The 22553-nt window shown below is 71.1% G+C and carries 24 protein-coding genes; 21 read left to right on the top strand and 3 right to left on the bottom strand.

All coding sequences use genetic code 11. The features are described from left to right. Nucleotides 1-7 precede the first annotated feature (7 nt). The 7 genes from F1C12_RS04890 to F1C12_RS04860 all read left to right on the top strand — a co-directional run bounded on the left by F1C12_RS04890 (nucleotide 8) and on the right by F1C12_RS04860 (nucleotide 7103). Nucleotides 8-517: an FHA domain-containing protein gene (locus F1C12_RS04890; RefSeq protein WP_185277688.1), complete on the top strand. Its 510-nt coding sequence runs from the start codon at nucleotides 8-10 to the stop codon at nucleotides 515-517. 165 nt (nucleotides 518-682) lie between these two features. After that, nucleotides 683-2179: a 3-isopropylmalate dehydratase large subunit gene (gene leuC, locus F1C12_RS04885; protein WP_185277687.1), complete on the top strand. Its 1497-nt coding sequence runs from the start codon at nucleotides 683-685 to the stop codon at nucleotides 2177-2179. Further along, nucleotides 2179-2778, top strand: coding sequence for a 3-isopropylmalate dehydratase small subunit (leuD, locus tag F1C12_RS04880; protein WP_185277686.1), 600 nt, complete (start codon nucleotides 2179-2181; stop codon nucleotides 2776-2778). The genes leuC and leuD overlap by 1 nt, the downstream gene beginning before the upstream one ends. Continuing rightward, complete coding sequence (gene murA / locus F1C12_RS04875) at nucleotides 2775-4145, top strand: UDP-N-acetylglucosamine 1-carboxyvinyltransferase (protein ID WP_185277685.1); 1371 nt, start codon at nucleotides 2775-2777, stop codon at nucleotides 4143-4145. Before leuD ends, murA begins: the two co-directional genes overlap by 4 nt. Before the next feature lie 16 nt (nucleotides 4146-4161). Continuing rightward, nucleotides 4162-4965, top strand: coding sequence for a lysophospholipid acyltransferase family protein (locus tag F1C12_RS04870; RefSeq protein ID WP_185277684.1), 804 nt, complete (start codon nucleotides 4162-4164; stop codon nucleotides 4963-4965). Then, the gene (locus F1C12_RS04865) at nucleotides 4958-6115 is read left to right on the top strand and encodes an NAD(P)H-dependent glycerol-3-phosphate dehydrogenase (RefSeq protein ID WP_185277683.1); all 1158 of its coding nucleotides are present in this window, start codon (nucleotides 4958-4960) and stop codon (nucleotides 6113-6115) included. Before F1C12_RS04870 ends, F1C12_RS04865 begins: the two co-directional genes overlap by 8 nt. Then, nucleotides 6012-7103, top strand: coding sequence for a D-alanine--D-alanine ligase family protein (locus tag F1C12_RS04860; protein WP_185277682.1), 1092 nt, complete (start codon nucleotides 6012-6014; stop codon nucleotides 7101-7103). The genes F1C12_RS04865 and F1C12_RS04860 overlap by 104 nt, the downstream gene beginning before the upstream one ends. Before the next feature lie 222 nt (nucleotides 7104-7325). Here the strand turns inward: F1C12_RS04860 and F1C12_RS04855 are convergent, their stop codons facing one another. Then, nucleotides 7326-7841 carry a DUF3515 family protein gene (locus F1C12_RS04855; RefSeq protein WP_185277681.1) on the bottom strand — a complete coding sequence of 172 codons (516 nt, stop codon included), beginning with the start codon at nucleotides 7839-7841 and terminating at the stop codon, nucleotides 7326-7328. 26 nt (nucleotides 7842-7867) lie between these two features. Between F1C12_RS04855 and F1C12_RS04850 the strand changes: the two genes are divergently transcribed. Further along, nucleotides 7868-8863, top strand: coding sequence for a thiamine-phosphate kinase (locus F1C12_RS04850; protein WP_185277680.1), 996 nt, complete (start codon nucleotides 7868-7870; stop codon nucleotides 8861-8863). Between the two features lie 90 nt (nucleotides 8864-8953). On the opposite strand, the gene rsmD is transcribed toward F1C12_RS04850, so the two are convergent. Next, complete coding sequence (gene rsmD, locus F1C12_RS04845) at nucleotides 8954-9529, bottom strand: 16S rRNA (guanine(966)-N(2))-methyltransferase RsmD (RefSeq protein ID WP_185277679.1); 576 nt, start codon at nucleotides 9527-9529, stop codon at nucleotides 8954-8956. Between the two features lie 48 nt (nucleotides 9530-9577). On the opposite strand from rsmD, the gene F1C12_RS04840 reads away from it, so the two are divergent. The 10 genes from F1C12_RS04840 (at nucleotide 9578) to mutM (ending at nucleotide 20334) form a co-directional block, all read left to right on the top strand. Continuing rightward, nucleotides 9578-10351, top strand: a complete 774-nt coding sequence (locus F1C12_RS04840; RefSeq protein WP_185277678.1) for a tetratricopeptide repeat protein — start codon at nucleotides 9578-9580, stop codon at nucleotides 10349-10351. Beyond that, the gene (locus F1C12_RS04835) at nucleotides 10348-12561 is read left to right on the top strand and encodes an ATP-dependent DNA helicase RecG (RefSeq protein ID WP_185277677.1); all 2214 of its coding nucleotides are present in this window, start codon (nucleotides 10348-10350) and stop codon (nucleotides 12559-12561) included. The genes F1C12_RS04840 and F1C12_RS04835 overlap by 4 nt, the downstream gene beginning before the upstream one ends. An 89-nt stretch (nucleotides 12562-12650) precedes the next feature. Beyond that, on the top strand, nucleotides 12651-13133 hold the full coding sequence (gene coaD, locus F1C12_RS04830) for a pantetheine-phosphate adenylyltransferase (RefSeq protein ID WP_185277676.1): 483 nt from the start codon (nucleotides 12651-12653) through the stop codon (nucleotides 13131-13133). A gap of 13 nt (nucleotides 13134-13146) precedes the next feature. Beyond that, nucleotides 13147-14262, top strand: a complete 1116-nt coding sequence (locus tag F1C12_RS04825; RefSeq protein ID WP_258046120.1) for an AAA family ATPase — start codon at nucleotides 13147-13149, stop codon at nucleotides 14260-14262. Nucleotides 14263-14265: 3 nt separating this feature from the next. Further along, complete coding sequence (locus tag F1C12_RS04820) at nucleotides 14266-15618, top strand: DUF58 domain-containing protein (protein WP_185277675.1); 1353 nt, start codon at nucleotides 14266-14268, stop codon at nucleotides 15616-15618. Then, nucleotides 15611-17875: a transglutaminase family protein gene (locus F1C12_RS04815; protein WP_185277674.1), complete on the top strand. Its 2265-nt coding sequence runs from the start codon at nucleotides 15611-15613 to the stop codon at nucleotides 17873-17875. Before F1C12_RS04820 ends, F1C12_RS04815 begins: the two co-directional genes overlap by 8 nt. A gap of 77 nt (nucleotides 17876-17952) precedes the next feature. Beyond that, on the top strand, nucleotides 17953-18459 hold the full coding sequence (locus tag F1C12_RS04810; RefSeq protein WP_374939574.1) for a YceD family protein: 507 nt from the start codon (nucleotides 17953-17955) through the stop codon (nucleotides 18457-18459). A 2-nt stretch (nucleotides 18460-18461) separates the two neighbouring features. Further along, nucleotides 18462-18665, top strand: a complete 204-nt coding sequence (gene rpmF / locus F1C12_RS04805; protein WP_055919953.1) for a 50S ribosomal protein L32 — start codon at nucleotides 18462-18464, stop codon at nucleotides 18663-18665. Nucleotides 18666-18719: 54 nt separating this feature from the next. After that, entirely contained in the window at nucleotides 18720-19433 is a 714-nt protein-coding gene (gene rnc / locus F1C12_RS04800; protein WP_185277673.1) for a ribonuclease III, read from the top strand. After that, on the top strand, nucleotides 19411-20334 hold the full coding sequence (gene mutM / locus F1C12_RS04795) for a bifunctional DNA-formamidopyrimidine glycosylase/DNA-(apurinic or apyrimidinic site) lyase (protein ID WP_185277672.1): 924 nt from the start codon (nucleotides 19411-19413) through the stop codon (nucleotides 20332-20334). Before rnc ends, mutM begins: the two co-directional genes overlap by 23 nt. 192 nt (nucleotides 20335-20526) lie before the next feature. Here the strand turns inward: mutM and F1C12_RS04790 are convergent, their stop codons facing one another. Next, on the bottom strand, nucleotides 20527-21012 hold the full coding sequence (locus tag F1C12_RS04790) for an SRPBCC family protein (RefSeq protein ID WP_185277671.1): 486 nt from the start codon (nucleotides 21010-21012) through the stop codon (nucleotides 20527-20529). A gap of 408 nt (nucleotides 21013-21420) precedes the next feature. On the opposite strand from F1C12_RS04790, the gene F1C12_RS04785 reads away from it, so the two are divergent. The 3 genes from F1C12_RS04785 (at nucleotide 21421) to F1C12_RS04775 (ending at nucleotide 22545) form a co-directional block, all read left to right on the top strand. Continuing rightward, nucleotides 21421-21891, top strand: coding sequence for a DUF2867 domain-containing protein (locus F1C12_RS04785; RefSeq protein WP_185277670.1), 471 nt, complete (start codon nucleotides 21421-21423; stop codon nucleotides 21889-21891). Between the two features lie 133 nt (nucleotides 21892-22024). Further along, nucleotides 22025-22258 (top strand): type II toxin-antitoxin system ParD family antitoxin, encoded by a 234-nt coding sequence (locus F1C12_RS04780; protein ID WP_185277669.1) that lies wholly within the window; start codon nucleotides 22025-22027, stop codon nucleotides 22256-22258. Further along, complete coding sequence (locus F1C12_RS04775; RefSeq protein ID WP_185277668.1) at nucleotides 22255-22545, top strand: type II toxin-antitoxin system RelE/ParE family toxin; 291 nt, start codon at nucleotides 22255-22257, stop codon at nucleotides 22543-22545. The genes F1C12_RS04780 and F1C12_RS04775 overlap by 4 nt, the downstream gene beginning before the upstream one ends. Nucleotides 22546-22553: the final 8 nt, after the last annotated feature.

Raw genomic sequence — 22553 nt, 5'->3', positions numbered from 1 at the left:
TGGGCGCGTGGGGACAGACGACACGCGCGCCGAGCGGCCGGGCTTCATCGTGCCTCCGCCTGGGCTCATCCCGTCCCGCGGCGGCCCGGCCGAGCCCGAGGAGGCCGTGGAACCGCCCGCGCACATCAGCCTGCCGTCGTTCCGCCCCGCCGCGGCCGGCGCTCCCGCCCCCGCGGCCGTGCGGGCCCCGGTCTGGCGGCTCACCGCGCCCGGCGGACGGAGCATCCCGGTCACGGCGACCGTGCTGCTGGGACGCAACCCGTCGTCCGCCGCGCACGCGGGCCCGGCGGAGCTGGTCGCGCTGGAGGACCCGACCTCGACCGTCTCGAAGACCCACGCGGCCGTCGCCCCGGCGGGCGACGCCCTCCAGGTGACCGATCTGCACTCCACCAACGGTGTGACCGTCGTGACGCCGGACGGCCAGGCGCTGCGGGTCGTCCCCGGCACCGCCGGCACCGTGGAGAGCGGCGGGAGACTGCTGCTGGGCGAGCTGGGCCTGCGGGTCGAGCGGTCCTGACGGCCGGTGCGCCTGCAGTCCTGCCCCCAGCACGGGTGATAGCCTGAGAGCGTGTTCGCGGGTCTGCTCCTCCTTAGCCGCCGCGGCGAGTCCTAGTCCTCAGGCCACCCTCGCCGCGGAGTCCGTCGACGGCTGATCCGTAAACGAAGCTCAAGGAGTACCGAGATGACGACGCAGCACAGTCCGCTGACCCCGCACAGTCCGTTGACCCCGCACAGGCCGCTGACTTTGGCGGAGAAGGTGTGGCGAGACCACCTGGTCGTGAAGGGTGAGGACGGCTCGCCCGACCTGATCTACATCGACCTCCACCTCGTCCACGAGGTGACCAGCCCACAGGCGTTCGACGGCCTGCGCATGGCAGGGCGCCCGGTCCGCCGCCCCGACCTCACCATCGCGACCGAGGACCACAACACGCCGACCATCGGCATCGACCGGCCCATCGCCGACCTGACCAGCCGCACGCAGATCGAGACGCTGCGCCGCAACGCCGAGGAGTTCGGCGTCCGGCTGCACTCGCTCGGCGACGTCGAGCAGGGCATCGTGCACGTCGTCGGCCCGCAGCTCGGCCTCACCATGCCGGGCATCACGGTCGTCTGCGGCGACTCGCACACCTCCACGCACGGCGCGTTCGGCGCGATGGCGTTCGGGATCGGCACCAGCGAGGTCGAGCACGTGCTCGCCACGCAGACGCTGCCGCTCAAGCCGTTCAAGACCATGGCCATCACGGTCGAGGGCGAGCTGCGCCCCGGCGTGACGGCGAAGGACATCATCCTCGCGGTCATCGCGAAGATCGGCACCGGCGGCGGGCAGGGCTACGTGCTCGAGTACCGCGGCAGCGCCATCCGCGCGCTCTCCATGGAGGGCCGCATGACGATCTGCAACATGTCGATCGAGGCGGGCGCACGCGCCGGCATGGTCGCGCCCGACGAGACCACCTACGCGTACCTGAAGGGCCGTCCGCACGCGCCGGAGGGCGCCGACTGGGACGACGCTGTCGCCTACTGGGACACGCTCGCCACGGACGACGACGCGGTCTTCGACGCCGAGGTCTACCTCGACGCCGCCGCGATCGAGCCGTTCGTGACCTGGGGCACCAACCCCGGCCAGGGCGTCTCGCTCAGCCAGGCCGTCCCCGACCCCGCCGCGATCGCCGAGCCGAACGCCCGCGCCGCCGCCGAGCGCGCGCTGGAGTACATGGACCTGGCCCCGGGCACGCCGATGAAGAGCATCCCGGTCGACGCCGTGTTCATGGGCTCGTGCACCAACAGCCGCATCGAGGACCTCCGCGCCTTCGCCTCCGTCATCAAGGGGCAGAAGAAGGCGGACGGCGTCCGCGTCATGGTCGTGCCGGGCAGTGCCCGCGTGCGCATCGAGGCCGAGGCCGAGGGCATCGACAAGATCGTCGAGGAGTTCGGCGCCGAGTGGCGGTTCGCCGGCTGCTCGATGTGCCTGGGCATGAACCCCGACCAGCTCGCGCCGGGGGAGCGCTGCGCCTCCACCTCCAACCGGAACTTCGAGGGCAGGCAGGGCAAGGGCGGCCGCACCCACCTGGTGTCGCCGCTGGTCGCGGCGGCCACGGCCATCCGCGGCACGCTCTCCAGCCCGTGGGACCTGGAGCACGACGATGTCGATACGTCGACCGGAGAGAAGGTGGGCGCCTGATGGAGAAGTTCGAGACCGTCACCGGTGTGGCCGTGCCCTTCCGCCGCTCCAACGTCGACACCGACCAGATCATCCCGGCCGTCTTCCTCAAGCGGGTCACCAAGACCGGCTTCGACGACGCGCTCTTCCACGAGTGGCGCAAGGATCCTGAGTTCATCCTCAACCAGGAGGCCTACCAGGGCGCGCGCGTCCTCGTGGCCGGCCCCGACTTCGGCACAGGCTCCTCGCGGGAGCACGCCGTCTGGGCGCTGCGCGACTACGGCTTCCAGGTCGTCCTGAGCCCCCGGTTCGCGGACATCTTCCGGGGCAACTCGGGCAAGCAGGGCCTGCTCACCGGCATCATCACGGAGGAGGACGCCGAGCGTCTCTGGGCGGCCATCGAGGCCGAGCCGGGAATATCCGCGACGGTGGATCTGGTTGCCAAGACTGCGATCGTCGGTGGGGTCCAGGTGTCTTTCGACATCGACGACTACACTCGCTGGCGTTTGCTCGAAGGGTTGGACGACATCGCTCTGACCCTGCGCGACGAGGCGCGCATCTCCGAATACGAAGCCGCTCGCGCAAGCTGGCGGCCCAAGACACTCCCGGTGAAAATTTGAACTCGCTTCTTCAGGACTCCCAGGCGGCAGGCGCCCACGTCGGCCTCACGGCCGACCGCATCACGATCAACGGCGGCATCCCTCTGCGGGGCCGCATCGAGGTGCGCGGAGCCAAGAACTTCGTCACCAAGGCGATGGTCGCCGCCATCCTGGGCGAGGGCCCGAGCGTGCTGCGGAACGTCCCGAACATCAGCGATGTCCGGGTCGTCCGCGGCCTCCTCGAGGTCCACGGCGTCAAGGTCACCGACGGCGCGGAGGAGGGCGAGCTCCTGCTCGACCCCAGCGCGGTCGAGTCGGCGCACATGGCCGACATCGACGCGCACGCCGGGTCCAGCCGCATCCCGATCCTGTTCTGCGGGCCGCTGCTGCACCGCCTGGGCGAGGCGTTCATCCCCGACCTCGGCGGCTGCCGCATCGGCGACCGTCCGATCGACTACCACCTCGAGGTGCTGCGCAAGTTCGGCGCCGTGGTCGACAAGCTCCCGAGCGGCATCCGGATGTCGGCCCCCGAGGGCCTGCATGGCGCCAAGCTGGAGCTGCCGTACCCGAGCGTCGGCGCGACCGAGCAGGTGCTGCTCACCGCGGTCCGCGCGGAGGGCATCACCGAGCTCAAGGGCGCGGCGATCGAGCCCGAGATCATGGACCTGATCAACGTCCTGCAGAAGATGGGCGCGATCATCTCGGTCGACACCGACCGCGTGATCCGTATCGAGGGCGTCGACAAGCTGGTCGGCTACAGCCACACCGCGCTGTTCGACCGCAACGAGGCCGCGAGCTGGGCCGCTGCCGCCCTCGCCACCAACGGCGACATCTACGTCGGCGGCGCCCGCCAGCCCGAGATGCTGACCTTCCTCAACGTCTTCCGCAAGGTCGGCGGCGCGTTCGAGATCCACGACGACGGCATCCGCTTCTTCCACCCGGGAGGCGAGCTCAAGCCCGTCGTGATCGAGACCGACGTGCACCCCGGCTTCATGACCGACTGGCAGCAGCCGCTGGTGGTCGCCCTCGCCAAGGCGAACGGCGTGTCCATCGTGCACGAGACGGTGTACGAGCAGCGGTTCGGCTTCACGGACGCCCTGATCGACATGGGCGCGAAGATCCAGGTGCACAAGGAGTGCCTCGGTGGTCACGCCTGCCGGTTCGGCCAGCGCAACTTTAACCACTCCGCGGTGATCATGGGGCCGGTCGAGCTGAAGGGCGCCGACATCGAGATCCCCGACCTGCGCGGCGGCTTCAGCCACCTCATCGCGGCCCTGACCGCTGAGGGACGCTCGACCGTCAGCAACGTCGGCATCATCAGCCGCGGGTACGAGAAGTTCATCACCAAGCTCGAACTGCTCGGAGCGGACTTCGTCCTCGAGGGCTGAGGCCCTGGATAATGGGATGGTGCCCCATCCCGATGAACCCGTGAACCCGTCTGCGTCCGCGCCCGCGAAGCCCGCTCGTCAGCGCTCCGAGAAGAGCAGGCCCACCATCTTCTGGGTGCTGGCCGGCCTCATCGTCCCGCTGGGGAGCCTGCTCGCCCGGTTCCGGATCACCGACGGCCAGAAACTGCCGAAGCACGGCGCCTACATCATCTCGCCGAACCACTACAGCGAGATCGACCCGGTGATGATCGGCATGGTGGTGTGGAAACTCGGGCGGCTGCCGCGGTTCCTCGCCAAGGAGAGCCTGTTCCGCGTCCCCGTCGCCGGGTGGTTCCTGCGCAAGTCCGGGCAGGTCCCGGTCGCGCGCGGCGGGTCGGGGCGCGGCGCGGCCCCGCTGGCCGAGGCGCAGAAGATCGTGGACGACGGCAAGGTCGTCGTCATCTACCCGGAGGGCTCGCTGACCCGCGACCCCGACATGTGGCCGATGCGCGGCAAGACCGGCGCGGCCCGCATGGCGCTGGAGCACGACCTCCCCGTCATCCCGATCGCGCACTGGGGCACCCAACAGGTCATGGCGCGCTACGCCAAGAAGATCAGCTTCTTCCCGCGCAAGACCATCGCGGTCAAGGTCGGCGACCCGGTCGACCTGTCCGCGTTCCGGGGCCGCAACCTGGACCAGGCGACCCTCACCGAGGCGACCGAGGTCATCATGAACGCCATCACCGCGCTGCTGGAGGACCTGCGCGGCGAGAAGGCGCCCGAGACCCGCTGGGACCCGGCGGCGCACAACCAGAAGGAGACCGGCCGCTTCGATGGCTGACAGGAAAGGCCGGACGGCCGCACGACCGACTACGCCTCCCCGCCGCATCGCCGTCCTCGGCGCCGGAAGCTGGGGGACGACCTTCGCGAAGATCCTGGCCGACGGCGGAAACGACGTCGTGCTCTGGTCGCGCCGCCCGGAGGTGGCGCGCGAGATCAACGAGGTCAAGCGCAACAGCGACTACCTGGAGGGCATCAACCTCCCGCGCAACCTGCGGGCGACCTCCCACATCGGCGAGGCGATGCGCGGCGCCGAGCAGGTGTTCGTGTCGATCCCGAGCCAGACGCTGCGCTCGAATCTGGACGCCATCGCGCCGCACCTCGGCCCGTCGACCATCCTCGTGAGCCTGATGAAGGGCGTGGAGAAGGGCACCGGCCTGCGGATGAGCGAGGTGATCGCGCAGGGCCTCCCGATCGAGGCCGAGCGGATCGCGGTGGCGTCCGGGCCGAACCTCGCGCTGGAGATCGCGCGCGAGCAGCCGACCGCCGCGGTGGTGTCCTCGGAGAGCCTGGAGACCGCGCAGGCCGTGGCGATGGCCGCCACCAACCGCTACTTCCGCAGCTTCGTGAACACCGACGTCATCGGCACGGAGTTCGGCGGCGTCCTGAAGAACCTCATCGCGGTGGCGATCGGCATCGTGGACGGCGTCGGCTACGGCGAGAACACCAAGGCGTCCATCATCACCCGCGGCCTGGTCGAGATGACCGACTTCGCCGTAGCGTACGGCGCGGAAGCCGTGACGCTCTCCGGCCTCGCGGGCCTCGGCGACCTGATCGCCACGTGCGAGTCGCCGCTCAGCCGCAACAACACCGCCGGGCGCCTGCTCGGGCAGGGCTACAGCTTCAACGACGTCGTCAAGCAGATGAACCAGACCGCGGAGGGCCTTGCGTCAGTGGCGCCGATCCTCCGCCTCGCGGAGGAGCGCGGCGTGGACATGCCGATCGTCCGCCAGGTGAGCCAGGTGCTCGCCGGGACGCTCGACCCGAAGGATATCGCGCCCCATCTGACCACCGAGGACGACGAACCCCAGGGAGAGAGGACAACGGATGACGGACAAGGTCGCAGTCGCACTTCTGTTTGGAGGTCGCTCAAGCGAGCATTCGATCAGCTGCGCGACGGCGGCGGGAGTCCTGGCGGCGATCGACCGTGACCGCTACGACGTCATCCCCGTCGGCATCACCCACGAGGGCGCCTTCACGCTGCAGCCGGACGACGCGGCGCGCTTCGCGCTGAACGCGGACGCCCTCCCGGAGGTGGAGGACAACGGTTCGCGCATCGTCTGGCCGGAGTCGTCGACCTCGCGCGAGCTGTCCGTGGTCGCGGCCGACGGCACCCGGTCGGCGCTCGGCGCGGTAGATGTCGTGTTCCCGATCCTGCACGGCCCGTGGGGCGAGGACGGCACGGTCCAGGGCATGCTCGAGCTCGTCGGCCTCCCGTACGTCGGCAGTGGCGTGCTCGCGAGCGCGCTCGGCATGGACAAGCACTTCACCAAGACCGTGCTGCAGCAGGCGGGCATCCCCGTCGCGCCGTGGCAGACCGTGACCGCCTACCAGTGGGCGACCGACCGCGAGTCCGTACGCGGCGAGGCCGAGCTGCTCGGACTCCCGGCGTTCGTGAAGCCCGCCCGGGCCGGCTCCAGCGTCGGGGTGTCCAAGGTCACCTCGTGGGACGACCTGGGAGCGGCGATCGACACCGCCCTCGCCGAGGACGACCGCGTGCTGATCGAGTCCGCGGTGGTCGGACGCGAGGTGGAGATCGCGGTGCTGGGCGGCCGTCCGGGCCAGCCGGCGCGTGCGTCGGTGGCAGGCGAGATCGTCATCACCGGCCGGGACTTCTACGACTTCGCGGCCAAGTACCTGGACGCTCCGGGCATCGACCTGGTCTGCCCGGCCGAACTGACCGACGCCGAGCTGGCCGAGATGCGCGACCTGGGCGTGCGGGCGTTCGACGCCATCGGCGCGGAGGGCCTGTCCCGGGTGGACTTCTTCCTCACCGAAGACGGCTTCGTGGTCAACGAGATCAACACGATGCCGGGCTTCACGCCGATCTCGATGTTCCCGCGCTGCTGGCAGGAGTCGGGGCTGGCCTACCCGGAGCTGATCGACGAGCTCCTGCAGGTGGCCATCGCGCGCGCGTAGCCCCCCCACATTCGTGCCGAATGTCGCGAATGCGCGCGCGAAACGCGACATTCAGCACGAATGTGAGCTGCCCTGCGCCTCGCGATTCGTGCCGAATGTCGCGAATGCGCGCGCGAAACGCGACATTCGTGCCGAATGTGAGCGGTGACTGCGCGGGGGCCATTCGTGCCGAATGTCGTGAATCGCAGCGCGTAACGCGAGATTCGGCACGAATGTGCGGCGTCAGCGCGAGGGCGTCGGGCTCGGCGTCGCCGACGGCGGCGTGAGCGTCGTGTCGAGCGTGGAGAGACACTTCTCGGTCTGCTTGACGCTCGAGATCGCCGAGGCGAACTCCGGCAGCACGGCGGCGTCGGAGGCTCCGGAGACGTGGTCGATGATGACCTCCGTCGCCGGCGTCCGGCCGAAGGTCTGGTAGACGACCTGCTTCGCGGCGGGGTCGGACATCAGCACCCAGTCGACGCCGCTGACATCCACGCACGGCTTCGTCGTCGGCCCGATCGGCGGGACGCCGCAGCGCAGCAGCACGGCGGCGGGGTCGCCCCAGGCGCCTGTCGCCTGCGCGTCGGTCTGGCGGCGGTCCTTGTCGGCCACCGAGTCGGGGAGCCGGACGGAGATCTCGGCGCAGCCGGGGTTGTTCGCGTCCGCCCCCGGGTCGAGGGAGACCGTGGGCGCGCACCCGGCGAGGGCGAGCGCGGCGGCGGCGAGCACGAGGGCGAGGGCGGAGCGGCGAGCGGACATCAGGATTCAGGCTACCGTTGTGAGTCATGGTGGATTCTGGGAGCGCGGCCGACACCGTCGCGGGTGCGTCCGAGCGGGAGGCGCTGAAGCGGATCTTCCCGCGTCTGCCGGAGTCGGCGGCGACGCTCGTCGGCCCCGGTGACGACGCCGCGGTGCTCGCGGCGCCGGACGGCCGGTTCGTGGTGACCACCGACATGATGGTGCACGGCCCCGACTTCCGGCTGGCCTGGTCGTCCCCGGAGGACCTGGGCTGGAAGGCCGCGGCGACCAACCTGTCGGACGTGGCCGCCATGGGCGCGGTGCCGACGGCGCTCGTGGTCGCGATCGCGGCGCCGCAGACGCTCCCGGTGTCGGCGCTGGAGCACATCGCGGACGGCTTCCGCGCGGCGTGCGCCGAGCTCGCGCCGGGCTGCGGCGTGGTCGGCGGCGACCTGTCGGCCTCGGACACGCTGACGCTCGCGGTGACCGCGTTCGGCGACCTCCGGGGCCGCGGCCCTGTGCTGCGGAGCGGCGCTCGTCCTGGCGACGTGGTGGCGGTCTCCGGTCGGCTCGGCGCCGCGGCGGCGGGACTCCGGCTGCTGTTCGCGGAGGCCGTCGACGTGGACGGCGTGCCCGACCGCGAGCGCTTCGCGGCCGTCGCCGCCGCGCATCCCGACCTGGTCGGCGCCCAGCTGCGGCCGCGGCCTCCCGTCGCCGACGGCCCCCTGGCCGCGGACGCCGGCGCGACCGCGATGCTCGACCTGAGCGACGGCCTCGCGCTCGACGCCCGCCGGGTGGCCGAAGCGAGCAGCGTCGCCATCGACCTCGATCGCGCCGCCCTCGGCGACGACCCGCTCACCGCGCTGACCGGGGGAGAGGACCACGGCCTCCTCGCCTGCTTCCCGCCGGACACGGAGCTGCCCGGCGGCTTCCGGCGCGTCGGCACGGTCCGCAAGGGCGCCGGCCTCCTGGTCGACGGCCACCCCTTCGACGAGCGCGGCGGCTGGGACCCCTATCTGGAGTGGGACGGCCACAGCGGCTGACGGAGGAGATCCGGCCCGACACGCCGGGTGCGATCAGCCGGCGGAGGAGATCGACGGCCGGGGAGGGCGGGAGTCCTCCGGTGGCGGTGGTCAGGCGGGGGACAGGTAGTGGACGGCGGTTTCGCCGTAGGTGCGGGTGCGGTCCAGGGTGAGGGGGCCGGGGAGGGTGGGGGCGCCGTCGCGGGTGCTGCGCTCGACGCAGACGAGCGCGTCCTCGGTCAGCAGTGGGACGAGCGCGGTGAGCACGGCAAGCAGGTCGGCGTCGGGGAGGTCGTAGGGCGGGTCGACGAACACCAGATCGAAGCGCGCCGCGGACGATCCGGCGGCCGCCAGGTACGGCAGGACCGCCGTCGCCCGCACGTCCACCTCGGGCCGGGCGTCCTTCGGCGCCGCGCGCACCACGGCCTGCGCGTTCCGCCGGCAGATCGCCGCGGCCGCCGCCGACTTCTCGACCAGCAGCACGCGGGACGCCCCGCGGCTGGCGGCCTCCAGCCCGAGCGCGCCGGAGCCGGCGAACAGGTCGAGCACGTGCGCCCCGCGGACCGCGTCGCGCGCGTCCAGCCCGGAGAACACCGCTTCGCGCACGCGGTCGCTGGTGGGGCGTGTGCCCGACTTCGGCACCTGGAGCGTCAGCGAGCCGGCGAAGCCGGAGACGATTCGGGTCATAGCCATCCGAGCCTAGCGGTGCCGCCGCGGCGTCAGCAGAATAGGAGGATGGACGAACGCCTCCAGCAGGCGGAACTCGACGCCCTATGGCGGTATGACGACCCCATCGCCTCCGCCGAACGCTTCGCGATCGCTGCCGCAGAGCCGGACCGCCCCGAACTGGTGCGGGCCGAGCTGGAGACCCAGCGCGCCCGCGCCCTCGGCCTGCAAGGCCGGTACGCCGAGGCGGACGGACTGCTCGACTCCCTGGAGCCCGCGCTCGGCACGCTCGCCGTGCGCATCCTGCTCGAGCGCGGCCGCCTCCGCAACACAGAGGGGCTGCGGGCGGAGGCCGTCCGGCTGTTCGAGAGCGCCCTGCTGGCGGCGCGGCGCGACGACGACGCGTTCCTCGCGGTCGACGCCGCCCACATGCTCGCCATCGCGGACCCCGCCCGCTCCGAGCAGTGGACCGAGGAGGGTCTGGCCGAGCTCGCGGCGGTCACGGACCCCCGGACGCTGCGCTGGGGCGTCGCCCTGCACAACAACCGCGGCTGGGCGCTGTTCGAAGCCGGTCGACCGCAGGAGGCGCTGGGCTCGTTCGAGGCCGCCCTGGAGGCCGCGGAGCGCTACGGCACGCTCGACCAGCAGTTCGCCGCGCGCTGGTCGCTCGCCCGCTGCCTGCGCGAGGTCGGCCGCTGGCAGGAGGCCCTCGACATCCAGGCCAGGCTCGCGGCCGAGCGCCCGGGGGAGAGCGACGTGGCGGACGAGCTCGCCGCCCTCGCCGAGGTCGAGGCGCATGTGCGCGACGCGGCGACGGAGGCGGCCCCTACGATCGAACCATGACCTCCAGCACCGCCCCGGCCTCCGGCGGCTCCGTCGCGCTCGAGACCCGGCTGACCGGCGTGCTGGGCGGGCGCACGGCCTCCGCGTTCGAGAAGGCCTTCGGGATGCGCACCGTCGCCGATCTGCTCGCCCACTACCCGCGCCGCTACGCCAGCCGCGGCGAGCTGACCGCGCTGGCGAACCTGCCGCTGGACGAGCACGTGACGATCGTCGCCGAGGTGCTGCGGGTGCAGGAGCGGCCGATGCGCGCCAGGCGCGGGTCCATCCTGGAGGTCAAGATCTCCGACGGCGAAGGCATCCTGACCCTCACGTTCTTCAACCAGGCCTGGCGCTCCAAGGAGCTCGCCCCTGGCGTGCGGGGCATCTTCGCCGGCAAGGTCTCCGCGTACCGCGGCGCCCTGCAACTCGCGCACCCCGACTACGAGCTCTTCGCCGAAGACTCGGAGAACGCCGTCGCCCCGGGCAGCGCCGCGGCCAAGGAGTGGGCGCAGACCCCGATCCCGATCTACCCGGCGACCGGGACGGTGGCGAGCTGGCAGGTGCAGAAGGCCGTCGGCCTCGCGCTCGACGCGCTCGGGCCGTGCCCCGACCCGGTGCCGGCCTCGATCGCGACGGAGCGCGGGCTGCTGCCGTTCCGCGAGGCGCTGGAGGGCATCCACCGGCCGCAGAAGAACCCCGAGTGGCAGCGGGCGCGCGATGCGCTGCGTTTCCAGGAGGCGTTCGTGCTGCAGGCCGCGCTCCTCCAGCAGCGCGCGGAGAACCGCTCGGTCGCGGCGACCCCGCGGCAGGCGACGCCGGGCGGGCTCCTGGAGCGGTTCGACGCCGTCCTGCCGTTCACCCTGACCGGCGACCAGGCCGACGTCGGCCGGGAGATCGCGCACGACCTCGGCTCGGCCGAGCCGATGCACCGCCTGGTGCAGGGCGAGGTCGGCTCGGGCAAGACCCTGGTCGCGCTGCGGGCGATGCTCGCCGTGGCCGACAGCGGCGGCCAGTCCGCGCTGCTCGCGCCGACGGAGGTCCTGGCCGCCCAGCACCTGCGCTCGATCGCCGACATGCTCGGCCCCGACCTCTCCGCCGAGGTGATGCCGACGCTCCTCACCGGCCAGCTCTCGACCGCCGAGCGCAAGCGGGCGCTGCTGCGGACGGTGAGCGGGCAGTCCCGGATCGTGGTCGGCACCCACGCCCTGCTCGGTGACGCCGTCACGTTCTTCGACCTCGGCCTGGTGGTCGTGGACGAGCAGCACCGCTTCGGCGTCGAGCAGCGGGAGGCGCTGCGCGCGAAGGGCGGCACGCCGCCGCACGTGCTCGTGCTCACCGCGACGCCCATCCCGCGCACGGTCGCGATGACGGTGTTCGGCGACCTGGAGGTCTCCACCATCGCCCAGCTGCCCGCGGGACGCCAGGGGATCGAGAGCTTCGTCGTCCCGCTCGCCGACCGGCCGGGCTGGGAGCGCCGGATCTGGGAGCGCGCGTCCGAGGAGATCGGGCGCGGCCGGCAGGTCTTCGTCGTCTGCCCGGCGATCAGCGCCAAGGAGGCCGAGGACGACGGCGAGGAGCCGCAGCCGGACGACGCGGACGAGGCGGCAGGCCCGCCCCGCGTCCCCGCGAACGTCGAGTCGGTCGCAGCCCAGGTGCGCGCCGACCCGCTGTTCGCCGGGACGCGCGTCGGCGTGCTGCACGGGAGGCTGTCGTCCGACGAGAAGGACACGGTCATGCGGGCGTTCGCCGCCGGCGACCTCGACCTCCTGATCGCCACGACGGTGATCGAGGTCGGCGTCAACGTGCCGAACGCGTCCGCCATGATCGTGCTGGACGCCGACCGGTTCGGCGTCTCCCAGCTCCACCAGCTCCGCGGCCGGGTGGGCCGGGGCGACATCCCCGGGCTCTGCCTGCTCGTCACCTACGCCGAAGAGGGCTCGCTCGCCCGCGAGCGCGTCGACGCCGTCGCCGCCACCCTGGACGGGTTCGAGCTGGCCAACGTCGACCTGGAGCTGCGCCGCGAGGGCGACGTGCTCGGCAGCCGCCAGTCCGGCGGCCGGTCGTCGCTGAAGCTGCTGCGCGTGGTGTCCGACGGCGAGCTGATCTCGGAGGCCAGGGTCGCAGCGGCGGAGACCCTCGACGACGGCGGCCTGGCCGCGCATCCCGCCCTCGCCGCGGCGCTCGCCCGGCGGCTCGACGAGTCGGAGCGGGCCTTCCTCGGCAAGTCCTGACGCAGCCGCCGGGCCACGCGACACTCTGCTCTGTGAAGATAACGGATTCACAACGAAATGCCGGGTACTGCGTAATAGTCTGGTGCCCTATGAACAGGATCGCCGTAGTCCCTGGATCGTTCGACCCGGTCACTCTCGGGCATCTCGATGTCATCGAGCGGGCCGCTCGGCTGTGGGACGAGGTCCATGTCCTGGTGGTGCACAACCCGGACAAGTCGGCCCTGCTGCCCATCGCGCAGCGCGTGGCGCTGATCGAGCGCTCGATCGAGGACGCCGGGATCCAGGGGCGCATCGTCGTGGCCTCCTGGTCGGTCGGCCTCCTGGTCGACTACTGCACCGATGTCGGAGCCGATGTGCTGGTCAAGGGCATCCGCTCCCAGGTCGACGTCGCCTACGAGACCCCGATGGCGATCGTGAACCGCCACCTCGCCGACGTCGAGACGGTCTTCCTGCTTCCCGATCCGGCGAACGCGCACGTGTCGAGCTCCCTCGTGCGCCAGGTCGCCAACCTCGGCGGGGACGTGAGCCCCTACGTGCCTCCCGCCGTATCCGAGCTGCTGTCAACCACATGACCCGGGTGGAGAGATGAACAGTTACGCGACGCGCCAGCCCACGGAATCCTCTGTCGCCCCGGAGGAGGTGGGCCTGCCCGCGCCGGGGATGGACCTGGACGAGCTGCGGCGCGCCGCGGAGCAGATCACCGCAAACGTGGAGTCCGTCATCGACGGCAAGCACGACGCGGTCCAGACGGCGCTCGTCGTCCTGCTCGCCGAGGGCCACCTCCTGATCGAGGACGTGCCGGGCGTCGGCAAGACCATGCTGGCCAAGTCGCTGGCGAAGTCGGTGGACTGCTCGGTCAGCCGCATCCAGTTCACGCCCGACCTGCTGCCGAGCGACGTCACCGGCGTCTCGGTCTACAACCAGGCGGAGCGGCGCTTCGAGTTCAAGCCGGGCGCGGTGTTCGCGAACATCGTGATCGGCGACGAGATCAACCGGGCCAGCCCCAAGACACAGTCCGCCCTCCTGGAGTGCATGGAGGAGCGGCAGGTCACGGTCGACGGCTCGACGTATCCGCTGGCCGCGCCGTTCATCGTCGTGGCGACGCAGAACCCGGTCGAGATGGAGGGCACCTACGCCCTCCCGGAGGCGCAGCGCGACCGCTTCATGGCCCGCATCGCGATGGGCTACCCGGACGACGACTCCGAGCTCGCGATGCTGACCACGCGCGACACCTCCAGCCCGCTGTCCCGGATCGGGCCGGTGGTCACCTCGGAGGAGCTGCGCTCCATGATGACGACGGCCCGTGCGGTGTTCGCGTCGACGCCGGTCAAGCAGTACGCGGTCGACCTGGTGCGCGCGACGCGCGAGGACCGCGACCTCCGGCTGGGCGGGAGCCCCCGCGCCACGCTGCAGCTCGTGCGCGCGGCCAAGGCGATGGCGGCGCTCGACGGCCGCGACTTCGTGCTGCCCGACGACATCGACGCCCTGGCGGTCCCGGTGCTCGGCCACCGGCTGCTGCCGACCAGCCGCGCGCTCGGCCACCACCATGAGAGCGCCCCGGTGATCGCGGACATCGTCCGCCGGATCGTCGCCGCGACGCCCGTCCCGGTCGGCTCCGGCGCGATCGGCGGCGGGAGCGAGACGGCGGGCGCCGGCAGAGGCCGGGCCGCCTCCGGAGCGGCGCGCACAGGCGGGGAGTAGGCCATGGCAGGGCGCTGGGGGCCGTCGCCCCTGAAGAAGCCGCGCCCCACCGCGCGCGGCTGGACCTTCGGCGCCGTCGGCGTCGTCGCGCTGGCCGCCTCCGCGCTCTTCGGCCGGACGGACGTGCTCTTCATCGGCGTCTTCCTCACGGTGCTGCCGCTCGCGGCGATGATCTCGGTGACCCTCGACCGGCCGCGGCTCACCGTCGCCCGTACCTTCCATCCCGACATCGTCGCGGTGGGGGAGCAGGCGACCATCGTCACCACGGCGCGCAACCAGTCCACCCGGCCGAGCCCTCCGGCCCGCTGGCGCGAGTATGCCCCGGCCGGGGTCGAGGTGCAGAGGTCTGCGCCGTTCCCGCGGCTCGGCGCCCACCAGGTCAACGTGACGCACGGACGGGACACGGTCGTGCTGCGGCAGGACGTGGTCGCCTACAAGCGCGGCTCGCACCCGGTGGGGCCCCTGATCGTGAGCCGCACCGACCCGTTCGGCGTGGCGTACGCGGAGTACGCGCTCGGGCAGCCCCGGCAGCTCCTGGTGACGCCGCGGGTCGTGCCGCTGACCAGCGGCGAGCTGGACGTGGCGCACAGCGAGGGCGCGGAACACGAGCTGCAGCGGCACAGCATCCCGAGCGCCGACGAGCTGATCGCGCGCGAGTACCGGCCGGGCGACCCGCTGCGCCGGGTGCACTGGCGGGCGACGGCGCGGCACGACAAGCTGATGGTCCGGCAGGAGGAGCAGCGCAGCAATCCGGAGGCCTGGATCCTGATGGACACCCGGCCGGCGCCGACACCGCCCGGCGTCATCCGGCCCGCCACCCGCAGCGCGTACGAGCCGGAGGACGAACTGTTCGAGACGCTGATCGAGCTGGTGGCGTCGGTCGGCGTCCACCTCCTCGACGAGGGGTTCGTGCTCAGCGTGGTCGAGACCGCGCCGCGGCAGCTCTCCGGCCGCAGCGGGGCGGGGAGGACCGGCACGCTCGGGTCGGTGACGCCCACCTACGACCGCGGCGCCGCCGACCGGCTGCTGCTCGCGGACCTCGCCGCGGTCGACGCGACCGCCGACACGCGCGACGACGCGGTCGCCGAGCTGGCCTCCGGGCTGCGCCGGGCCGGCCGCTCCGTCCCGATCTTCGCGGCGCTGCTCGACGGCTCGCCGGAGCTCGGGTCGCTCGCGGGCCTCCGCGGGATGGGCGACCCGGCGGTCGCCTTCATCGGCGAGACGGCGGGCGCAGAGGTGGAGGAGGTGCTCGCCGACGCCGGCTGGCTGTGCGTGCCGTTCTCCGTCGGCGACGACCCCGCCGAGTGCTGGCAGCGTGCCCTCGACCGGCAGCGGGCGGTGGTGGGCCATGGTTAGCGAGGCCGTCCCGCTCGGGCTGACCGGCGTCCGGCGCCGGCGCCAGGCCTACTGGCGGATCACCGGAGCGCTCGTCCTGCAGATGCTCGCGCTCAGCTTCGCGCTCGGTGGGCTCATCCAAGGGCCGACGTGGTGGTTCGCGCTCATGCTGACCAGCGCGTTCCTGCTGGTGAGCGGCGCGGGCCTCCGCACGATCGGGGTGCACCGCGGACTGGTCCCCGTGCTCGAAGTCGTGCTCGCCGCGATCGTCATGACCGTGACCTTCGGAAATGGCACCGGGCTGCTCGGGCTCATCCCGACGCCGGCGACCGTGCAGCGCTGGGGCGTGTACCTGCAGCAGGCGATGCTCTCGATCTACCAGCAGGGGACGCCCGCGGAGAGCCTTCCCGAGTTCATCTTCCTGGTCGTGGCCGGCGCCTGCCTGATCGCGATCGTGCTCGACATCCTGGCCATCGCGATCCGCGCGCCCGCCTTCACCGCCATCGGGGTCGCGGCGGTGCTCGTCGTGCCGGGCGCGCTGCTGGGCGACGGGCTGGACCCGATCGCGCTGGCGGCTTCCGCCGCGGCGTTCCTCTGGCTGCTGCGCTCCGACGTCCGCACCAGGCGCCCGGGAGCAGGACGACCCGGCGCCGCGCTGTCCGTCGGGGCCGCGGCGGTCGTCGTGGCGATGCTGCTGTCCGGGACGGCTCCTGGATTCGACAAGGGCGGAGCGACCTCCTTCACCGCAGGCGGCATCTCGATCGGCGGCACTGTGACGCCGCTGATCGACCTCGGCAAGGACCTCCGCAGGCCCGCCGCGGTCCGCGCGCTGACCTACACGACCACCGCCTCCGCCGGCCAGTACCTCAAGCTCGCCTCGCTCGACCAGTTCACCGGCTCGGTCTGGAAGCACCGCGAGCGGGACACCAAGCGGCTCTCCGACGGCGTCGCCGTCGGGCCGGTCCCCGGGCTGTCGGACACCGTGAAGCGGAGCAAGATCAGCACGACGGTGGAGATCGACGACATGACCAGCCGCTGGCTGCCGGTCCCGGCGCCCGTGCAGTCGGTGAAGGGCCTGAACGGCACCTGGTCGTGGGATCCGGACGACCTCACCCTCGGCGGCATCAACGTGACGACGCAGGGCCAGAAGTACACCGCGACCAGCCTCGTGCTGGCGCCGACGGCCGACCAGCTGAAGGCGGCGGGAGGCTTCGTCCCCGCCGACATCCAGCGCGACCTCTTCCTGCCGTCCAACATGCCCGCGATCGTGGGGCAGACCGCGCTGGCCGCGACGGCGGGGGCGGTCTCGGAGTACGACAAGGCGGTGGCGCTGCAGGACTACTTCCGCGACAACGGCTTCGTGTACTCCACGCAGACGCCGCTGAAGCAGGGCTACGACGGAGACGGCGCGCGTGTGATCGCGAAGTTCCTGGAGGTCAAGAGCGGCTACTGCGTCCACTTCGCCTCGGCGATGGCGCTGATGGCCCGCAGCCTCGGCATCCCGGCGCGGGTGGCGGAGGGCTACCTGCCCGGCACATCGAGCGGCGGGACCGCGAACAGCCCCGGCACCTACACGGTGACCAGCGACGACCTGCACGCCTGGCCCGAGCTGTACTTCGCGGGCGTCGGCTGGGTGCCGTTCGAGCCGACGGTCGGCCGCGGCACCATCCCGAGCTATACGCGCCCGAACGCGACCCCGGACCAGGTGGCCCCGACCTCGGCGCCCGGCTCGTCCGCCGCGCCGAAGCGCCTCGTCCCGACCGACCAGCCGAACGTCGCGGGCGCGGCCGGGACCACCCCGCCGTCGCCGCTGCAGCCGGTGCTCTCCGGGCTCGGCGTGGCGCTGCTGGTGCTGGCGGTGCTCCTGACCCCCGCCGTGCTGCGCCGGATGCGCAGACGGGCCAGGCTGAGACGGCTCTCCGAGTCGTGGGGCGGCGCGTCGATCGTCTGGGACGAGCTGCGCGACACCGCGCGCGACCTGGGCTGGTCGGCCCCTGACACCGAGACGCCGCGCGTCTTCGCGCGCCGGATCGCCGCCGCGGTCGAAGGCACGCCGGGGGAGGAGGCCGTGCTGCGCCTGCTGGACGTGCGCGAGCGCGACGCCTTCGGGCCGCCGACGCGCGCCGTCGCGGTGGGTCTCGCGGACGACCTCCAGCGCGTGATCGCCGCGCTCGAGGCGCAGGCGGGCCGCGGGGTACGGCTGAAGGCGGCGCTCATTCCTGTGTCGTTGCTGCCAGCCGGCTGGCGGTCGCCTGCGAGCGTCGGCGGCCCCGCGTAAAATAGTCGACCGTGAGCACGTTCAGAAAGAGCCCGTACATCGTCAACGTGTACGACCTGATGCGGCGTCCCGGCGAGATGCGGGAGCAGCACGTCAGCATCCCGGTCGACGCGAGACTCGGCGAGGGACTCCTGTCCGTCCCCGAGGGCGAGACCATCGAACTCGACCTCCGGCTGGAGTCGATGCACGAGGGGATCCTGGTCACGGCGGAGGCCGAGACCACCGCCACCGGCGTCTGCGGACGCTGCCTGATCGACATCGCCCAGCCTGTCGAAGTCGATTTCCAGGAACTTTTCGCGTATCCTTCTACGGAAGCTTTTGATTATGAGGTTCACGACGACCACGTGGATCTTGAACCTCTGATCAGGGATGCGGTGGTGTTGTCACTGCCGTTTCAGCCGGTGTGCCGGCCGGACTGCCCGGGTCTCGATCCAGAGACCGGGGAGAGGCTGGCGGATGTACCGGACCGCAAGCCGAACGAGACCATCGCTCCTCGCTGGTCCGCGCTCGCGGCGTTCCAGGCTTCCGACACCGAGTCCACCAGCAACAACGCCCCGGCCGCCGGGGCTGGAGAAGAGAGATAGTCATGGCCGTTCCGAAGCGGAAGCAGTCTCGCGCCAACACCCACGCCCGCCGTTCGCAGTGGAAGGCCGAGGTCCCCACGCTCGTCAAGTCGATCGAGAACGGCAAGGTCGTCTACAGCCTCCCGCACCGCGCCAAGGTCGTCGAGGACTCCGCGGGCACCGCGCTCTTCATGGAGTACAAGGGCCGCAAGGTCGCCGACGTCTGATCCGCCCACAGGGCTGAACAGCGCAGGACGCAACAAGTAGGGGGCAGGGAGCACGTGGTCGGGGAGAACACTGACCGCTCCGCCCTCATCGAGAAGCTCGGGGTCGACATCGACCCCGAGCTTCTCGTGCTTGCGCTGACCCACCGGTCGTTCGCGTACGAGAACGGCGGCATCCCGAACAACGAGCGCCTGGAGTTCCTCGGCGACTCGATCCTCGGGCAGGCCGTCACCGTCAAGCTGTTCCGGGAGAACCCGGACCTCGACGAGGGCGAGCTCGCCAAGCGCCGGGCCAGCCTGGTCAGCTCGGTCGCGCTGGCGGAGGTCGCGCGCAGCATCGACCTGGGCCAGTATCTGCGCCTCGGCCGCGGCGAGAACCAGAGCGGCGGCCGCGACAAGGCGTCCATCCTGGCCGACACGGTGGAGGCGCTGATCGGCGCCGCCTACCTCGACGCCGGAGGGGATGAGGCGACGGCACTCGTGCTGCGTCTGGTCGACCCGCTGCTGGCGGACCCGGATCGGTTCGGGGCGGCGATGGACCCCAAGACGAGCCTCCAGGAGGCCGCGGCCCACCGCGGCGCCGGCCTCCCGGTCTACACCGTCACCAACACCGGCCCCGATCACTCCAAGACCTTCCACGCCACCGTCTCGGTCGGCGACCTCGTCACCGCGACGGGGGAGGGCACGAGCAAGAAGCAGGCCGAGATGGCCGCCGCGCTCAGCGCCTGGACCGAGCTGAACCGCCGCCGTGCCAGAGCTCCCCGAGGTTGAGGTCGTCCGCGCCGGACTGGCGCCGGCGGTCACGGGTGCGACCATCCTCGGGGTCGAGGTCTTCGAGCCGCGTTCGCTGAAACGCCACGACCCGGTCGCGGGCGCCTTCGAGACGCTGCTGACCGGCCGCGTGATGGAGGAGCCGGCCCGCCGCGGCAAGTTCCTCTGGATCCCGCTGCAGGGCTCGCCGCGCCGCGCGATCGTCGCGCACCTCGGGATGAGCGGCCAGATCCTGCTGCGCGAGCCCGGCTGGGACGAGGCGGGCCTCCTGCGCATCCGCCTCCACATCGAGACCGCAGCGACCCTACCCGGCGACCACCGCGAGCTGTGGGTGCACTTCGTGGACCAGCGCATCTTCGGCTCGATGGCAGTGGACTCGCTCGTCCCGACCACCGACGGCGCTCCGGCCGGCCTCGGCACCGACGAGCCGCTGATCCCGACCCAGGTCTCCCACATCGCCCGCGACCCGCTCGACCCGGCGTTCGACGACGCCGGGTTCTTCGCCGCGCTGGCCCGCAAGAACAGCGGCATCAAGCGCGTCCTCCTCGACCAGACGGTGATCAGCGGCGTCGGCAACATCTACGCGGACGAAGCGCTCTGGGCGGCCCGCATCCACTACGAGCAGCCGGCGTCGTCGCTGAGCCGCGCTCGGGCACGTGCGCTGCTGGCGGAGGTGCGGCACGTGCTCGAGAAGGCGCTGGCGGAGGGCGGCACGAGCTTCGACGCGCAGTACGTGAACGTGAACGGCAACTCGGGCTACTTCGCGCACAGCCTGAACGCGTACGGGCAGGACGGGAAGCCGTGCCCGCGATGCGGGACGCCGATCGTGCGCGAGCGGTTCATTAACCGGTCGTCGCACTTCTGCCCGCGGTGCCAGCGGCTGCGGGCGCCGCGCCCGTAACTCCGGAACCCCGCCCGAATCCGCCGCGGATGTCCGGAGTTACGGCATCCCGCGCGGCGTGTCCACCGATTCCTCCGGAGTTGCTGCAACTCCGGAGACCCAGCTCGACACACCGGGGAACTGTCCGTTCGTCCGGCGAAACGGCCGCGAGGGGGCGGGATCTCCGGAGTTGTGAACGGGACTACTCCCGTGTCATGGGTGAGCGTCGCTTTGTACTTTCGCCAGCAGCGCCTCGTCCGCGCAGCCGGCAGCGAAACTGGTCACGCGCGCTTGGATTTCTCGTCGCAGCACCAGGGTTCCGATCCGCTCTGCGATCGGCGCGAGCCAACGAGGTCTGCACGAGAAGCTGTACCGCCACATCACTCGTGTGCCGCCGCCCTCTGCGTGCCTGAACTGCCATCCACCCGCGAAACGTTCGAAAAACCACGGCCCCTCGGTCATGCGCATTCCAGTGTTCGACGGGGGATTGAATGAGACGCATTCACTGACCATCGCCATGCCCCTCCTGTGCCGTGTCCAGGTGCGTACCCCGCGATCCTGCGCGGTGGCACCGTCGAGCAGTCGCTCGGCGCGGATGAACCGATCCCAGCGCAGCCGTAGATCCCCGTGAGTCTGGGAGACCGCGAACGCCACGTCAGGCTCTACGGGAACGGTCGTGCTGGCTTCGATCGTCGGCATTGGGGCTCCCCGAGGTGGAATCGGTTGTTTCCTCCCAAATCTACATCTTGTGCTGACAACTGAAATCACCACATGAAGCATGTTACTGTCGTGCCATCGCGTTTCGACGGCTGTCCTTTCACCCGAGGCAAGTCGGCTCCGCCACTTGACACCTGAAGCAAGAAATAGAAGCATGGAATTAAGAGTGAAACGCCACACCATATCGGGCATTGTCATCCGTGCGCTCCTCGTGCCGTCGTTGCCTCCACCTCGCGGATTATTCGAACCAGTGGTTGTCGGCATGACTGGATGGAGCGTTGCTCGTTTTCGGCGAGACCGCGTGTCTCCCGGAGAAACGCTGTCTATCGAACGTACGAGCCTTCGACCGCGGGTCGGGCGGCATCGAGGCAGATAGAGCTGGGGATTCACATGAGGCAGATCACACGCACGATCGAGTGGCTGGAAAGCGTCGACCTGGGATCGGTGGCCCCTGCCACCGCCCGGGAGTGGGGTGAACGACTATTCGGGGCTCGCCCCGCGCCCATCCAGGCGGCCATCGCTGTCAGGAACGTCGTCGTGCGTCCCTTCGGCGTGGAGTCGTTCGCCTCCCGGGCTGGGGAAGGGGAGCGCACCGGACCGAAGTTCCTCGGGCCTTTCCCGGTCATCGCGGAATCGTTAGACCGGATCGAATTCGGGATCGCGGACAGACATTTATCCTTTCGCAGCTCACTGACGGCGAATGAGACTAGGAATGGCACCCGGATCGAGGTGACGACCACAGTGACAACACACAATGTCTTCGGGCGGATCTACGCGCGAGGGCTCCGCCTCGGGCATCCGCTCGTTATGAGGGTGTTCTTCGGCCGCCTCGCACGAAGTCACGGAAACAGAGGGCAGTGAGAGGTCTGTGCCTCGGCGCGCGGAGAGCAATGAGTGCTGACACTCGAAAAGTGGCATCAGGAGGGTGCTAATAACGGGGCACGAACCGAGTCAGGGGCTGCGTCGATTACCAAAGATTGGTAATGTGGCCCGCATGGCCATGAACACGTCGATCAGCCTCGACGACCACTTCGCCGGTTTCCTCGCGCACGAAGTGGCGACGGGCCGCTACCGCTCCGCAAGCGAAGTCGTGCGCGCCGGGCTGCGCCTGCTCGAGGACCAGGAGACGCAGATGTCCGCGCTTCGAGCCGCGCTGGTAGCAGGCGAGGAGAGTGGCGAACCGGAGGCGTTCGACTTCGACGCGTTCATCGCCGCGAAGAAGTCGTGACCCGGTTCCGGTTCACTCCGGCCGCGCGGCGCGATCTCTCCTCGATCTGGGACTTCACACAGGAGACCTCGGATGTGCGTCAGGCCGAGACGTATGTGACCGAGATCCGCGCGGCCATCGAGCGCATTGCGGCTGACCCGGAACGCGGGCGCGCCTGTGACGACATTCGGACCGGCTACCGGCGTTACGCGATCGGGAGCCATCTGCTCTTCTACGTCGCGAACGGCGACGGTGTCGATGTCATTCGCATCCTGCATCAGCGGATGGATCCGACCAGGCACCTGTAGAGGCTGCC

Origin of the sequence: Leifsonia shinshuensis (assembly GCF_014217625.1) — a bacterium.
Classification (GTDB): domain Bacteria; phylum Actinomycetota; class Actinomycetes; order Actinomycetales; family Microbacteriaceae; genus Leifsonia; species Leifsonia shinshuensis_A.
Note: the sequence above shows the minus strand (reverse complement) of the source record. Positions and strands in the feature narration are given on the sequence as shown.

Excerpts from the sequence above, each read along its gene's own strand:
- leuC (WP_185277687.1), top strand. The coding sequence starts at position 683 with ATGACGACGCAGCACAGTCCGCTGACCCCGCACAGTCCGTTGACCCCG.
- leuD (WP_185277686.1), top strand. The coding sequence starts at position 2,179 with ATGGAGAAGTTCGAGACCGTCACCGGTGTGGCCGTGCCCTTCCGCCGC.
- F1C12_RS04870 (WP_185277684.1), top strand. The coding sequence starts at position 4,162 with ATGGTGCCCCATCCCGATGAACCCGTGAACCCGTCTGCGTCCGCGCCC.
- F1C12_RS04865 (WP_185277683.1), top strand. The coding sequence starts at position 4,958 with ATGGCTGACAGGAAAGGCCGGACGGCCGCACGACCGACTACGCCTCCC.
- F1C12_RS04860 (WP_185277682.1), top strand. The coding sequence starts at position 6,012 with ATGACGGACAAGGTCGCAGTCGCACTTCTGTTTGGAGGTCGCTCAAGC.
- F1C12_RS04855 (WP_185277681.1), bottom strand. The coding sequence starts at position 7,841 with ATGTCCGCTCGCCGCTCCGCCCTCGCCCTCGTGCTCGCCGCCGCCGCG.
- F1C12_RS04850 (WP_185277680.1), top strand. The coding sequence starts at position 7,868 with ATGGTGGATTCTGGGAGCGCGGCCGACACCGTCGCGGGTGCGTCCGAG.
- rsmD (WP_185277679.1), bottom strand. The coding sequence starts at position 9,529 with ATGACCCGAATCGTCTCCGGCTTCGCCGGCTCGCTGACGCTCCAGGTG.
- F1C12_RS04840 (WP_185277678.1), top strand. The coding sequence starts at position 9,578 with ATGGACGAACGCCTCCAGCAGGCGGAACTCGACGCCCTATGGCGGTAT.
- F1C12_RS04835 (WP_185277677.1), top strand. The coding sequence starts at position 10,348 with ATGACCTCCAGCACCGCCCCGGCCTCCGGCGGCTCCGTCGCGCTCGAG.
- coaD (WP_185277676.1), top strand. The coding sequence starts at position 12,651 with ATGAACAGGATCGCCGTAGTCCCTGGATCGTTCGACCCGGTCACTCTC.
- F1C12_RS04825 (WP_258046120.1), top strand. The coding sequence starts at position 13,147 with ATGAACAGTTACGCGACGCGCCAGCCCACGGAATCCTCTGTCGCCCCG.
- F1C12_RS04820 (WP_185277675.1), top strand. The coding sequence starts at position 14,266 with ATGGCAGGGCGCTGGGGGCCGTCGCCCCTGAAGAAGCCGCGCCCCACC.
- F1C12_RS04815 (WP_185277674.1), top strand. The coding sequence starts at position 15,611 with ATGGTTAGCGAGGCCGTCCCGCTCGGGCTGACCGGCGTCCGGCGCCGG.
- F1C12_RS04810 (WP_374939574.1), top strand. The coding sequence starts at position 17,953 with ATGCGGGAGCAGCACGTCAGCATCCCGGTCGACGCGAGACTCGGCGAG.
- rpmF (WP_055919953.1), top strand. The coding sequence starts at position 18,462 with ATGGCCGTTCCGAAGCGGAAGCAGTCTCGCGCCAACACCCACGCCCGC.
- F1C12_RS04790 (WP_185277671.1), bottom strand. The coding sequence starts at position 21,012 with ATGCCGACGATCGAAGCCAGCACGACCGTTCCCGTAGAGCCTGACGTG.
- F1C12_RS04785 (WP_185277670.1), top strand. The coding sequence starts at position 21,421 with ATGAGGCAGATCACACGCACGATCGAGTGGCTGGAAAGCGTCGACCTG.
- F1C12_RS04780 (WP_185277669.1), top strand. The coding sequence starts at position 22,025 with ATGGCCATGAACACGTCGATCAGCCTCGACGACCACTTCGCCGGTTTC.